Source organism: Fundicoccus sp. Sow4_D5, from assembly GCF_052116365.1.
GTDB lineage: Bacteria > Bacillota > Bacilli > Lactobacillales > Aerococcaceae > Fundicoccus.
Map to the genome: position 1 here is coordinate 25,685 of NZ_JBQKLF010000010.1, position 13,643 is coordinate 39,327.

Genomic DNA, 13,643 nt, shown 5'->3' on the forward strand with positions numbered 1-13,643 from the left:
ACTCACCTAATCACTCAGCCCTGTTTTAGTGACTCACCTAAGCAGTGAACAATGATTCAGTAGCCAGTAGCTAGCTAGCTCACTCACCCAACCAACCACAATCCCCTAAGCTTTATCCCGCCCTAAAATCAGATCCATCAAGCCCAAAGCTGTCACAGCCTCCAATACGGGCAAGACGCGCGGCACAATACAAGGGTCATGGCGACCAAAGACTTCCAGATCAGCATTTTCTCCCGCTTCGATATCAATCGTTTCCTGTTTCTTCTCAATCGACGCAGGCGGCTTAATCGCTGTCCTAAAAACAATTGGCATCCCATAAGTAATCCCACCAAGAATGCCACCATTATTATTCGTCCGTGTCTTTATCTGACCATTTTCATCATAGTAGTATGAATCGTTAGCCTCGGACCCACGCATGCGGGTAATGTCAAAGCCAGCACCAAATTCGATGCCTTTCGTCGCCGGAACTGCAAAGACTAAATGTGCTAAGGTCGATTCAACTGAATCGAAAAATGGATTGCCATAGCCAGCATCAATTCCCAACACAAAGGTTTCGACAATCCCGCCGACCGAATCCAGGTCAGCCTTCGCATCTAAAATCACTTGCGTCATCGCATCACGCTTCGATTCATTAAAGACAGGTAACTGAACCGATTTCAATTGCTCAACTTGTTCAGCAGTCACTGCTTCCTGACTCTCAAAACGCTCATCTTCAACCGAGCCAATCGACTGAATGTGTGAGCCAATCACAATGCCCTTTTGACGCAACCATTGTTGCGCAATCGCACCTGCAAAAACTAGCGGTGCCGTAATTCGGCCAGAGAAATGTCCACTCCCGCGGTAATCATTAAAGCCATCATAACGCACCTTCCCAGGGTAATCAGCCTGGCCCGGACGCATCAACTTTTTCATTTGACTGTAGTCTACAGAACGCGTATTCGTATTCCAAATCAAAGCCGTTAAAGGCGCTCCGGTCGTCATCCCATCTAAGACACCACTCACAATATCCGGTTCATCTTTTTCCTTACGCGGTGTCGTCAACTCATTCTGCCCCGGTGCACGACGCGCCATTTCAACCAAGACTTCATCCATATCAATCTTAAACCCCGCTGGCAAACCACTGAGTGTCACCCCAATCGCTCGACCATGTGATTCACCAAAAATAGAAATTTCTAAATTATTCCCCCAAATGCCACTCACTGACTTGTCCTCCTAATGATTCAAATTCCTGCCAGAATGTCGGATATGATTTACTGACATATTCGGCATCTTTAATAATAATATCTTGCTCGACTACCGTACTAGCGATGGCTAACATCATCGCCATCCGGTGATCCTTGTGACTCCAGACAATAGCCTCGCCCGTCAAACTAGGCACGCCTTCAATCTGCAAGGTGTCACCAACAACCTCAATCTTCGCACCCAATTTACGCAGCTCTTTCTTAGTTGCTTCCAAACGGTCGCTCTCTTTAATTCGCAAACGACTTAAATTAACAATCTCGGTCCGGCCCTGGCTCAAACACGCCACCAGCGCGCTAATCGGAATAATATCTGGCACTTGGGCCCCATCAATCACTGTCAGCTCACCACTACTGAGGCCCTCACTCGCTGCCCTAGCGAAAACTTCCCTATCGGTCGTTGTGACCACCGCATTCAGCTGCTCTAAAATCGTTGTAATCCCACGATCACCCTGCTTCGAATCGGCCTGCAAACCAGTCACCGTCACATCATTGCCCAAAGCGCCGGCACTCAAAAAGAACGCAGCCTGCGAGTAGTCACCTTCAACGGTATAATTGCGCGCCTGATAGACTTGCTGGCCCGGAATAATAAATTGTCGTTCGGCTTTATTAAAGATAATCCCAATGCCAAAATATTTCAACACATCAAGCGTCAATTCGATATAGCCAATCGATTCCAATTCAGTCGTAATCTGAATCACTGATTCACCCGCCAATAAAGGCAAGGTATACAATAAGCCGGTGATGAATTGTGAACTGATGTTGCCGGCCATTTCATAACGCCCAGCCCTTAACGGTCCTTCGACTGTTAAATCTAACTGTTCGGTCGCGGAAGCTTCAAATTTCAGGCCTTGCGCATTAAATATTTCCTCAAATGGATCGAGTGGCCGACTGCCTAATTTCCCCCGGCCAACAAAACGCGTTTCACCTGCAAATAAGGTGGCAATTGGAATCAGAAAACGCAGTGTTGAACCAGACTCATTCGCATCGATCACCCGGTCTGAATGCTTAGCATCAGCTTTGACTCCTTGAATCAACAAGCGTTTGCGACCTGCAGCGTCTTCAATCTGGATTTTAGCACCGAAAGCGGTCATACCGTCAATTGTGGCGATGATGTCATCAGATAATTCGATGTTATCGATCACACTTTCGCCGACAGCTAGGCAGGCCGCAATCACGGCGCGATGCGCCATACTCTTAGAGGGTGTAATGTGAATGTTGCCTTTTAATTTGGCCGGCTTAATTAACAAATCGGTCATTTTATGTCGTGTCCTTTCAAGAGTGGTCCAAAGAAGTCTGAGTCGGTTTTTAGTAATTTCGCCGCACCCACTTCATTTAAAACGACCACATTTAATGTATTGTGAATATTCTTTTTGTCTAGCTTAATTAAAGGTAATATGTCAGCGTAATCGGCCGGATCGGCTAATTCAGTCGGCAAATGATACTGTTCAAGTAAAGCTTTAACAACAGCGGTCGAGCCCTTGCGACTAATGCCCGCGGCTTCGGTTAACCGGTTTATCGCAATCATGCCGATGGAAATCGCTTGGCCATGCGTATAGCCTTTATAATGGTAGAAAGCTTCAATCGCATGACCTACCGTATGCCCATAGTTCAACAACATGCGCTCAGAGGTATCTTTTTCATCCGCTTGCACTAAGTCACGCTTCATTGAGCAACAACATTCAATGACCTGTTCAATCTCAGCCATGACTGCTTCACGCGATTGATAACTTGCCAATTGGTGAAAAAAGTTAATATTCTGGATGGAGGCGTATTTAATTACTTCGGCCATGCCATCATTAAAGGCTGAGTCTGTTAATGTTTGTAAAACATTCGGGTCAATCAGCACAAGGATTGGATGGTAAAAAGCGCCAACCAAATTTTTGCCTTCGGGTAAATCGATGGCCACTTTCCCACCGACGCTACTGTCTACTTGCGCTAGCAGTGTTGTTGGAATTTGAACAAAAGCAATGCCTCTGAGGTAGGTTGCTGCCGCATAACCGACTAAATCACCAATCACACCGCCACCCAAGGCAATTAATAAATCACTACGTGTCAGGTTAAAGGCAGTCAGTTCAGAATAAATCCCCATCAAACTAGTGATCGATTTGGTCTGTTCGCCAGCTTCAAGCACCAAAAGCTTCACCTCAAAGCCTGAATCTGTCAACTGTTGTTCTAACTTGGCGCCATACAACTGATGGACGTTTGTATCTGTAATCATCACAATTTTCTTATTTGTATAGACGTTTTTAATTTCCTCAGCAACGTGGGCCATTAAACCTTTTTCTATCTTCAAGGGATAGTGAGTTGTAGTGTTTGGTACTTCAACGGTTAATACAGTCATAGGTCACCTCTTTTATTAGATTCGAGCCAGTTTAGGTGCAATCGTGCGGCCTTCAACCTGTGCTAAGATGCGGATTTGATCCATTAATTTATCGAATTCATCTGGCGTCAGACATTGCTCACCATCACTCCAAGCATTCGCTGGATCTTCATGCGTTTCAATCATTAAACCATCTGCACCTGCAGCGACACCGGCTTTAGCACCTGCTGGAACTAAGTAAGCTTGTCCACCGGCATGACTGGCATCGATAATAATTGGTAAATGAGTTTTCTTCTTCATAACGGGTACCGCTTGGATATCTAAAGTGTTGCGTGTTTCCGTTTCGAAGGTACGAATACCACGTTCACATAAAACGACATTCTGATTACCTTCAGACATAATGTATTCAGCTGACATCAACCATTCCTTGTAAGTGGCTGATAAACCACGCTTCAACAAGATTGGCGTTTGAGTTTTACCTACTGCTTTTAATAAATCAAAGTTTTGCATATTACGGGCGCCAATTTGGATCATGTCGACGCGCTTAACGAACTCATCTAAGTAGTCTGATGACATGAGTTCTGAAACAATCGGCATGCCGGTTTCGCGTTTAGCTAATTCTAATAAGCGAAGCCCTTCTAATTCTAAACCTTGGAAACTGTAAGGAGAGGTTCTCGGTTTGAAAGCTCCCCCACGAATGAAGTTTGCGCCAGCGGCTTTCATGCGTTTAGCTAAATTAACAATTTGGTCTTCATTTTCCACCGAACAAGGGCCTGCCATAATCGCTAAGCGTTCGCCACCAATTAATTCTGTGCCGACTTGAATTTGGCTGTTTTCCGGATGGAAAGAACGGTTGGCTAACTTGTAAGGTTCTGATACACGTAGCACTTCAGCTACTCTATGATCCGCACGAATCGTACGAATATCGATTTTAGCTGTCTCGCCGGTTACACCAATCACATTACGTTCTTGGCCTTCAATAATGACCGGATTCAAACCTGCTGCTTTTATTCCTGAGACAACGTCCTTCACATCTTGTGCTGTTGAGTTTCTTTTCATTACAATAATCATTTTAATTTCTCCCTTTTTATGTGTAATTTTTTATCTGATTAATTTTTATATTCAGGATGGATGATGCCTTTCAAAGCGACCTTTCCTATGCAAGGTCTGTGCTTAGAAGCGGCCTAATATTTGAGAATAATCGGAAGCTTTGTCGACAATTTTCATTAAGTCATTAAACCCAATGCTCATTTGAGACAAGTCGAGTTCAAGGTAAAAACCATACGCAAAAGGCTTGCCGGGAATCGGCCGCGCATTTAGCGATAACAAGTTACAATCGAGTAAACCAAAGACTTGCAGCAGTTTCGACAAAGCACCTGGTTCATGTCGAACTTCAAGGTACAGTGATAACTGCTTGCCGGTTAACTGCACGTTATCTTGATGTTTCATAATATAAAACCGCGTCGTATTCGACTCTTCGGTTTGAATATCTTGTCGCAAAGCTTCTAAGCCATAGAGTTCTCCAGCCCGTTGACTGGCGATTGCTGCTTGATGAGGCAACTGACTTCTCTGGATAAAAGCTGCCGCCTGAGCGGTGTCAGTGTAAGCATGTTGTGTTAATTGCGGATTGGCTGCGAAAAACGTGTCACATTGCGATAAGGCTTCTGGATGAGAATATACATCGGTAATATCTGTCAATTGACTGCCAGGTAAGGCCCATAACGAATGCTGAACTGATTCAAAGCGATCGGCGACCGCAACAATCGGTTGATGACGGAATAAATCAGCCGAACGGGCGATAAAGCCTGTCGTCGAATTTTCTACCGGAATCACTGCCATTGAAATTTGTTTACTAGCTAAAGCATCGATAATTGCTTGGAAATTTGGATAACCAATTGCCTCAAATTCTTCCATCGTTTGACATTCTTTCTGTAAAGCTGCCTCACTATACGAACCCGGCACGCCTAAATAACCTACTTTCAAATAGTTACCCCTCCCCAATTTTTGTACAAAAAGAAACTCTGCCTAGTCATTACTAAGCAGAGTTAAAATTTAATTTCATCATCCTCGTTCAATCATGAAATTTATATTTTTACTTACCGCTAAGTTATTACTAAGCGGCTTGTAAAGCATGTCAAGCAAGCCACCTTAGATATGAAAGTTCTTCACTGTTCATACCTAAAGTGCAGATATGAACCTATCTAAAATAGCTAAAATATAATGATAAGTTAATCGATTGCGTGTTTAACATGTTCTTACCCCTTTTCCTTTTATGATTCTAAGCATATAGTAATCAGATTAAAAAATCAAGTGTAATCTCATTTATTTCTAACTTTGTAAAAAAACTTGATACAAAGTGTGATAAATTATACTATTAGCCTATATAAAATGAAAATACGATTAAGAAAAGAGTGAGGTATGTGAGATTCTATGGATTATTTGGCCAATCGTTAGCCCACAGCATTTCTCCCCAAATCCATCGCAAAATCTACGAAGTCGCTGAAACTGAAGCGGCCTATAAAATATTTGAAATCGAACCAAACAGATTAAAGTCAGCGCTCGACGCGATGACAGTACTCGATATTCGCGGGGCCAATGTGACAATTCCTTATAAAGAAACAGTCATCCCATTGTTAGATACAGTTTCACCTTTGGCTGAACGCCTCCATTCGGTCAATACGATCAAGCAAGTCAACGGCCACTTGGCTGGCTTTAACACGGACTATGATGGCATCGCTCTAACCTTCAACCAAAGAAATTGGCGCGTCAAAGACCAACAGGTAGTCCTTCTAGGTTCAGGAGGCGCCTCCCATGCCGCAGCCCATTACTTCAAGGACCAGGGGGCGCGTTCAATTTGCGTTGTTTCTAGATCAGCTGCTAACCAAGAAGGTGAATGGGATTACCTGACTTACGATCAGTTACGGACTCAGTCAGGTGATATTCTCGTGAACTGCACACCGATTGGTATGTATCCGAACGTTGACGCCTCACCGGTTGATAAAGACGTGATTCAATCTTTTCAAGTAATTTTTGATATGACCTATAATCCAGTCGAAACATTGTTTTTGAAATGGGCGAAAGAACTCGAAAAAGAGTCAACGAATGGCTTAGATATGCTCGTTGGCCAAGCAATGCGTTCGGTCGAAATATGGGAAGATCACACATTCACTCCAAATCAAGTCAGCCAATTATTAGCTTATTTCCGCGAGAATTGGACTGGTGCCTTATGAAAGAAAACATTGTTTTAATCGGACTGCCCGGTAGCGGTAAAACAACGTTAGGCCGGCTATTAAGCCAGCGCCTAGGTCTTCAGTTTGTTGATATCGATGTTGAGATTGAACGCCATACTCACAAAACAATTTCCGAACTCTTTGAAAAAGGCGAAACCTATTTCCGTGACATTGAAACAGTGGTCACGACTAAGGTCGCCCAAGAAAGACAGACGATTATTTCGACCGGTGGCGGCGTCGTCTTGCGCCACAATAATATGATTCCCCTACAAGAAAAGGGCCTGATTATCTTCCTGAATCGTAGCGTTAAATCGATCACAGGCGATATTGATATCCAAATGCGCCCCTTACTGAAAGACGGCGTCGAGCGCCTGAATAAGCTTCACGATCAGCGCAACCACCTCTATCACCAGTATGCGGACATCGTGATTGATAATGACACCTCGCTTGAGGAGACCGTTAAGCAAATTATCGAACATTTACCTAAGACACTGAGCAAGCATTAATTTTACCAAAGTGATTTTTAACCTGCCAGAATATTACGACAATATAAATCATTAGTGACATCTTGTCACTAATCTGCTGAAATCTGGCAACTTTACATGCAGAAATCGCTCGGTATTCAGGTAGTGAAGCAACTCTTATTCAGCCGTCAAGTTGCTGTTCCGCAATTCATTCATCATCAAGGCTTATCCTATGAGAGCCTTAAACGTGAAACGAAGAAAATTAATGCCAGTATTCAAGCCTATCAAATTCAAATCGAACTCACACCCCCAAAGCATGAGTTGGCAAGGTGATGAGTCAAGCGTACGCATCTTCTACCATCGTTTACTGTTGCCCTTCACACATACAAATTTTTTCTTCAACAACTATGCGATTCAACAAGCGAATTATGACCGCTTTCTCAATCGACTCGAACGCATGCAACTAGGTGTTCAGAATGAAGTCATTTTAGGAACTTGTTGGTTTTACATCAATATTATTCGCCAACGTGCCCAAGCAATGATTGAAGCCTTTACTTACGATCCAGAAGACCCACTTTATCAGCTCTATCATCAGGATCTGATTCAATTGTATGGTTATGAAGGGATCCAACTAGCAGACGACGAACTATTTTTTGCTTTCTTTTGTTTCATGGACAGTTGGAATTATACTGTTGATGAGCAGTTCAAGCAACTACTCCGTACGCATTATTCAGTCTTGCTTGAAAAGAGCCGTTTGTTCGTCCATTCTCTGAGCGAGCATTATCAATTACCCGCCCTTAACAACAGCCAACTGACTGAAAACATCACGCTATTTTTGATAAAGTATTTTGAATCGCGTCGCTTGTTGGATAAGTTCTTGATGGAATATCATGATGTGCTGGTTGTGGTGCAGGCTAAATTTCCGCAGCTGTATCGATGGGTGCAAGAGGAAATGCGTAATTATCGCTTTGCTGGCATATTGAAGGCGTCCGAATATGCAAATTCGACAGCAGTTTTACTAATTCAGACCGCTATTTACCAAGTGGCTCCTCAAAAAATTAAAGCGTATTTAGTCTTTCAGGGAGAACCCGCTTGGAAAAGTTTTCTTGCACAGGAGCTACAGGCCACGCTCGGGCCACGTGTCGAGCTAACGACTGCCAATCCAGACCAAATCCAAGCTCATGATTTGATCATTGCGAACTACACATTCCAACCAACCAGCCCCGCCAAAATATATTACGTATCGATGGTGCCGACGCCAAAAGAACTCGACACCTTGCGTCAAACCATCCGCTATCTTTATCTCTAATAAGAAACGCAAACAGGTATCAGCCGCAGCCGATACCTGTTTTAATTATGTTCTCTTACTCACCTTGCAAACTCGTGACATTTTTCTTTTCCTTCTGACGCTTCATGCGTAGCGTTAGATATTTCTCTACCTCTACGACTGAGAAGACAATCATACCGTTCGTGAAGATTAAAGCGTGTTGAATCCATGTTAAGTGAGTCGTGCCGATGATACCTTGCATCATTGGTAAGCTTAAAACCGCCATTTGTAGTACGGCCAAGCAAGCAAATGAGACAAAGATGGCTTTGTTGCTGAACAAACTACGGTTTAAAGCTGGCTCAAGTAACTCGCGGCAGTTTAACATGTAGAATGCTTGCACCAAAACAATGCTTTGAAGTAACACGGTCTGTTGAACCACATGGCTGTCAAACTGCATCGCTAAGAAATAAGAAGGAACTGTGATTAATAAGGATACGTAGAGGATTCTAAACACTGCGTATTTTGTCAAAATAGCCTCATTCGGCTGACGCGGGCTGCGCTCCATAATCTGTGAATGTGCGGGCTCGAATCCGAACGCATAAGATAAAGTTAACGTGCTGACCATGTTTACCCATAATATTTGTACCGGCGTTAGTGGTAGCGGCAAGTTGAACATCAGGGCTAGAATGACGACCAAACCTTGAGCTAATGCTGTTGGTAAGAAGAAATTAATGGTCTTCATTAAGTTATCGAAGATACGACGTCCTTCTTTGACCGCTTTCGCAATCGTCGCAAAGTTGTCATCTGCTAATACCATGTCTGCAGCTTGCTTCGTTACTTCACTACCTTTGATACCCATCGCTACACCAATGTCGGCTTTCTTTAAGGCTGGTGCGTCATTTACACCGTCACCCGTCATCCCAACAATTTCACCTTGTTCCTGTAAAGCTGTCACGATACGTAATTTATGCTCTGGTGTCGTCCTTGCAAAAACGTCCACCTGCTTAACCGCCTCCGACAACTCAGCATCTGTCATATTATCTAAGTCTTTGCCTTCTAATACATTACTAGTGTGTGCTAAACCAATTTGACGTCCAATCGCTCGGGCAGTCTCCTTATGGTCACCTGTAATCATCTTCACTACAATCCCTGCTTGTTGACACTCTGCTACCGCTTGAATCGCTGACTCCTTTGGTGGGTCAATTAAGCCTGCCAAACCAACCATCTTCAAGTTACTTAAATTCTCATGACTTAATATTTGACCTGGCTCGACCGTCTTCATCGCAAAACCTAGAATACGCTGCCCTTTACGTGCTAATTCATCCGCTGCTGCTAACCAAGCTGAGCGCTCCTCTTCACTACTCATCTCAGCTAACTCTAACAAGACATCTGGCGCACCTTTAACAAAAATCACTTGTGACTCTGAAGACTCAGATGCCGGGTGCAACGTAGCCATATACTTGTAGGTCGAGCTAAAGGGTATTTGATCTAATTGTTGTAAATGAGCTACTTCCGTCTCAGCAGTATACTTCAACAAAGCTAACTCGGTTGGGTTCCCCTTTAACTCAGCCAGTGGCTGCTGTGGGTCACGGCGCAGATCTTGACAGTTATTCATAATTAACCGCAAGTTCGCCAAATCTGCCTCACGCCCTTCAGCCGCATTATTAGAAGAAGCATCCACACCTATTTGACTCGCCAACACTAAGTCCCTGACTTCCATCTGATTTTTTGTCAACGTTCCTGTCTTATCCGAACAGATAACCGTCATCGATCCTAAACTCTCAACAGCCGGCATGCTTTTAATAATCGCTTGCTCGTCTGCCATCTCCTTAACACCCATCGATAAAATCATCGTAAGCACTGCTGGCAAGCCCTCCGGCACAACGGCCATGATTAAAGCAATTGCCGAAGCTAACAACATATTCAAGTCCATACCGAAACGGAAAATCGTGTAGAACACTAAGAACAAGATGAAGATGATCAAGCCTTTAAAAATCTGATGATTCAACTGATTCATCTTACGCACTAATGGTGTCGTCTGTTGTTGAACCGACTGTAAAGCCTGGTTAATTTTACCAACCTCAGTTTCAGCAGCGGTCGCTGTTACCACACCAACACCCGCCCCCGCCAATACCAACGTACCAGAAAAAGCCATGTTGTTTCTGTCACCTAAAGGAATATCCTCCGCTAAGGAATCCGTCTGCTTCTCAACCGGTAAAGACTCACCCGTTAAGACCGCCTCCTCTATCACTAAGTCAAAGATCTCCAACATCCTCAGGTCCGCCGGCACCACATCGCCACTCTTCAAGACCACTATATCCCCCACAACTAAACTCGACGCCCCAACTACCTAAGTGACATTCTCGGATAAAATGACCGCATTCGAGCTCATCATCTGCTTCAAACCATTCAACGATTCCTCAGCTTTACGCTCCTGCGCATAGCCAATCAAACCATTGATAATCACAACCGCAAAGATGATCCACATTTCAACGAAACTACCCGTCAAACCCTTTAGCACACCCGCAACAACCAACACTAACATCAATAAATCAACAAAGTGCTTCCCAACCTTTTTCCACAAAGGCTGAGCCGCTTTCGACGCTAACACATTCTCACCATCACGCGCCAAACGCTCAACCCTAACATCCTGAGTCAAACCCTCTTTACTCGTCTGCAACAACTCCATGACTTTGAATTTCGTCTTGTTATGCCACTTCATCCCATCAGTCCCCCTTCATTTATTTGAGCTAATGAAAGAATTATATACCCACCAAACCCACCCCAACCCACAAAAATTGCAGTCCCCTATGCAAAATATGCCCCTAAAACTTCTTGTAAAGGCTACCATCATTACGCTATTCACATCACAATAAAATAATTAACCTAGTAAATCTTTCAAGCCCCGCAAATAAACAAATCTACTCATCTTGATAGCCGTTGGCTCAAACATCCTGTAAAATTAAATTATGAAGCACTCACAAAGTCTCGCAACACCGAAAGGAGTTTTATCCATGTTAACCATCGCTTATATCGGAAACGGCAAAGGTACCAACCGTTATCATCTACCCTTCGCGACTAAAGTAGCAGGGATCCAAATTAAAACCATCTACAACCGCAGTCTCAAGGACACTTGGTCGCCCCTTGAACATGTCCATTACACGACTAATCTTCAAGATGTGCTTCTGGATCCAGCTATTCAACTTGTCGTCGTCTGCACACCTGCAAGCAGTCACTATGAATTCGCCAAAGCCTGCCTCGAACACGGCAAACACGTTCTAGTTGAGAAGCCCTTTTGCGAAACTTCAACTCAAGCACGTGAACTCTTTGTGCTAGCCAAAGAAAAGCAATTATTTATCCAATGTTACCAAAACCGACGCTTCGACTCTGATTTCCTCACTGTACAACAAGTGATTGAGAGCCAAGTGCTCGGTGAACTGTTAGAAGTCGACATGCACTTTGACTATTATCGTCCCGAAATCCCTGAGCAAAGCACCTTTTCCGCCATTGACAGTTACTTATATGGACACGGTTGTCATACAATTGATTAAGTCTTGTCTTATTGGGGGCAACCTGATGCGATTCACTATGACGTTCGTCAGCTACTCGGCCCAGGGCGTATGAATGATTATTTCGACATAGATTTTTATTATGGCAGACTAAAAGTTTCCGTGAAATCCAGTTATTTCCGTTTGAAAGAACGTCCTAGCTTTATTGTCTACGGTCAAAAGGGTGTCTTTACGAAACAAACCAAAGATCGTCAAGAAGCAGACCTCAAACGTTTTTACATACCAACAAATGAAGACTTCGGGCTCGACAAACCTGAACACTACGGTGTGCTGACCTATCTCGATCACAATAATCAACCACAAGAAAAAGCCATCCCTTCGCAAACAGGCGACTACAGTCGTCTCTATGAAGGTGTCTACCAAAGCATCGTCCATGGTGCACCTAAAGTTGTTAAAGATGAAGAAACGATTCTCTTGATGGAAATTCTAGAGGAAGGCATTAAAGGAATTAATTAAACCCAAACAAGCGCGATGCCTCACCTTAAGTGAATGCACCGCGCTTGTTGTTTACTTAAACTCTACACAATCCTCGATACTGATGTTACATCTTCAATCTTTACGACTAAGTCAAACGGTTTTCTTTGTTTGACAGACAGCTCCACCCAATCTTGATCCACTGCTTGGATTGTTACCTCTACCTTGCTAGATAAAGACATTAAATAGAATAATTGGCTTTCGATTTGGCAATCTAAACCGATTAATGAATGGAGGCGTTCTACCAATTCTGCCCTTTGGTTCAATAACTCCATCTGTTCTTTTGCTTTTGATTCTTGATAATTTGGGTCCTTACTTTTAAAGAGTTCAATCAAATCATCCAAACGAGTAAAAATCATAATTGCGAAGACGATTATAAATAGCCACATTCTTACACCACCTCTTCTTTAATGCCAATGATGTCTTTCAACATAAAGACACGTTCGATTTTTTGTTTTCTTTCATCAACAATCACCTTCAAACTATGTTCGCTTACATCGATTACCTCACAGTTTTTCACTTCTGTACGGCTAACAGACATCCAAGCATCTGAACTTGGATTAAGAAATACAGAAACTGTTTGAACAATAAAAGCCTTGAGTATCGGACTTACTGTTTTGGCTTGTTGAATTTTTTCCCTACCATTTCATCTAACGAAACATCGAATAAGTTGGATAACTCGACTGCCTTGTCTAAAGCTGGCTGTGCTGTACCGTTTTCCCAATTCGATATGGTTTGACGTGAGACTTCTAATTTTTCAGCTAACTCTTCTTGCGAGTAAGCAAACTCTTTTCTTAATTGATATACTTTTTCACTAAATGTCGTCATAATTCTCTTACCTCCTGATAAAAACATACAATACTGCCCAAGTATTGACTACCAAATGTCCTATTCATTTGCGCAAATATTCTTAACATATGGCTGAAACCCTGTTTCATGGGCTTTATTAGTGGCAATAAAGTCTAATGTCATTTTACACGAGTTCCTGACCTTTTACATGACAAAGCTTTTTATAACTCAGCCAAAATACATTTAATATGCCTAACGGTATTAAATCTAATTCCACCGACAATTGGTT

General features: G+C 43.1%; 12 protein-coding genes and 2 pseudogenes. 5 read left to right on the forward strand and 9 right to left on the reverse strand.

Annotation, left to right across the window (positions count from 1 at the left end):
- Positions 1 to 105: 105 nt before the first annotated feature.
- The 5 genes from aroC to ACTQ45_RS10875 all read right to left on the reverse strand — a co-directional run bounded on the left by aroC (position 106) and on the right by ACTQ45_RS10875 (position 5,544).
- Positions 106 to 1,200, reverse strand: coding sequence for a chorismate synthase (gene aroC, locus ACTQ45_RS10855; protein WP_441763706.1), 1,095 nt, complete (start codon positions 1,198 to 1,200; stop codon positions 106 to 108).
- Positions 1,178 to 2,497, reverse strand: a complete 1,320-nt coding sequence (gene aroA, locus ACTQ45_RS10860) for a 3-phosphoshikimate 1-carboxyvinyltransferase (protein ID WP_441763707.1) — start codon at positions 2,495 to 2,497, stop codon at positions 1,178 to 1,180. Before aroA ends, aroC begins: the two co-directional genes overlap by 23 nt.
- Entirely contained in the window at positions 2,494 to 3,582 is a 1,089-nt protein-coding gene (gene aroB / locus ACTQ45_RS10865) for a 3-dehydroquinate synthase (protein ID WP_441763708.1), read from the reverse strand. Before aroB ends, aroA begins: the two co-directional genes overlap by 4 nt.
- A 15-nt stretch (positions 3,583 to 3,597) precedes the next feature.
- Positions 3,598 to 4,632, reverse strand: a complete 1,035-nt coding sequence (gene aroF, locus ACTQ45_RS10870; protein WP_441763709.1) for a 3-deoxy-7-phosphoheptulonate synthase — start codon at positions 4,630 to 4,632, stop codon at positions 3,598 to 3,600.
- A 102-nt stretch (positions 4,633 to 4,734) separates the two neighbouring features.
- On the reverse strand, positions 4,735 to 5,544 hold the full coding sequence (locus tag ACTQ45_RS10875; RefSeq protein ID WP_441763710.1) for a prephenate dehydratase: 810 nt from the start codon (positions 5,542 to 5,544) through the stop codon (positions 4,735 to 4,737).
- Between the two features lie 437 nt (positions 5,545 to 5,981).
- Here ACTQ45_RS10875 and aroE point away from each other — a divergent pair, with 437 nt between their 5' ends.
- The 4 genes from aroE to ACTQ45_RS10895 all read left to right on the forward strand — a co-directional run bounded on the left by aroE (position 5,982) and on the right by ACTQ45_RS10895 (position 8,564).
- Entirely contained in the window at positions 5,982 to 6,791 is an 810-nt protein-coding gene (gene aroE, locus ACTQ45_RS10880; protein WP_153832274.1) for a shikimate dehydrogenase, read from the forward strand.
- Positions 6,788 to 7,297 carry a shikimate kinase gene (locus ACTQ45_RS10885; protein ID WP_441763711.1) on the forward strand — a complete coding sequence of 170 codons (510 nt, stop codon included), beginning with the start codon at positions 6,788 to 6,790 and terminating at the stop codon, positions 7,295 to 7,297. The genes aroE and ACTQ45_RS10885 overlap by 4 nt, the downstream gene beginning before the upstream one ends.
- An 81-nt stretch (positions 7,298 to 7,378) precedes the next feature.
- Complete coding sequence (locus ACTQ45_RS10890; protein WP_441763758.1) at positions 7,379 to 7,588, forward strand: helix-turn-helix domain-containing protein; 210 nt, start codon at positions 7,379 to 7,381, stop codon at positions 7,586 to 7,588.
- Positions 7,572 to 8,564, forward strand: a complete 993-nt coding sequence (locus tag ACTQ45_RS10895) for a hypothetical protein (RefSeq protein ID WP_441763712.1) — start codon at positions 7,572 to 7,574, stop codon at positions 8,562 to 8,564. The genes ACTQ45_RS10890 and ACTQ45_RS10895 overlap by 17 nt, the downstream gene beginning before the upstream one ends.
- 55 nt (positions 8,565 to 8,619) lie before the next feature.
- Here ACTQ45_RS10895 and ACTQ45_RS10900 read toward each other — a convergent pair.
- Positions 8,620 to 11,244, reverse strand: a pseudogene (locus tag ACTQ45_RS10900) (HAD-IC family P-type ATPase).
- A gap of 292 nt (positions 11,245 to 11,536) precedes the next feature.
- On the opposite strand from ACTQ45_RS10900, the pseudogene ACTQ45_RS10905 reads away from it, so the two are divergent.
- Positions 11,537 to 12,547, forward strand: a pseudogene (locus ACTQ45_RS10905) (Gfo/Idh/MocA family oxidoreductase).
- Between the two features lie 62 nt (positions 12,548 to 12,609).
- Here ACTQ45_RS10905 and ACTQ45_RS10910 read toward each other — a convergent pair.
- From ACTQ45_RS10910 to ACTQ45_RS10920, 3 genes are all read right to left on the reverse strand, one after another.
- Positions 12,610 to 12,954, reverse strand: a complete 345-nt coding sequence (locus ACTQ45_RS10910; protein ID WP_153862342.1) for a hypothetical protein — start codon at positions 12,952 to 12,954, stop codon at positions 12,610 to 12,612.
- Between the two features lie 2 nt (positions 12,955 to 12,956).
- Positions 12,957 to 13,106: a hypothetical protein gene (locus ACTQ45_RS10915; RefSeq protein WP_441763713.1), complete on the reverse strand. Its 150-nt coding sequence runs from the start codon at positions 13,104 to 13,106 to the stop codon at positions 12,957 to 12,959.
- A 68-nt stretch (positions 13,107 to 13,174) separates the two neighbouring features.
- The gene (locus tag ACTQ45_RS10920) at positions 13,175 to 13,393 is read right to left on the reverse strand and encodes a helix-turn-helix transcriptional regulator (protein WP_441763714.1); all 219 of its coding nucleotides are present in this window, start codon (positions 13,391 to 13,393) and stop codon (positions 13,175 to 13,177) included.
- Positions 13,394 to 13,643 lie beyond the last annotated feature (250 nt).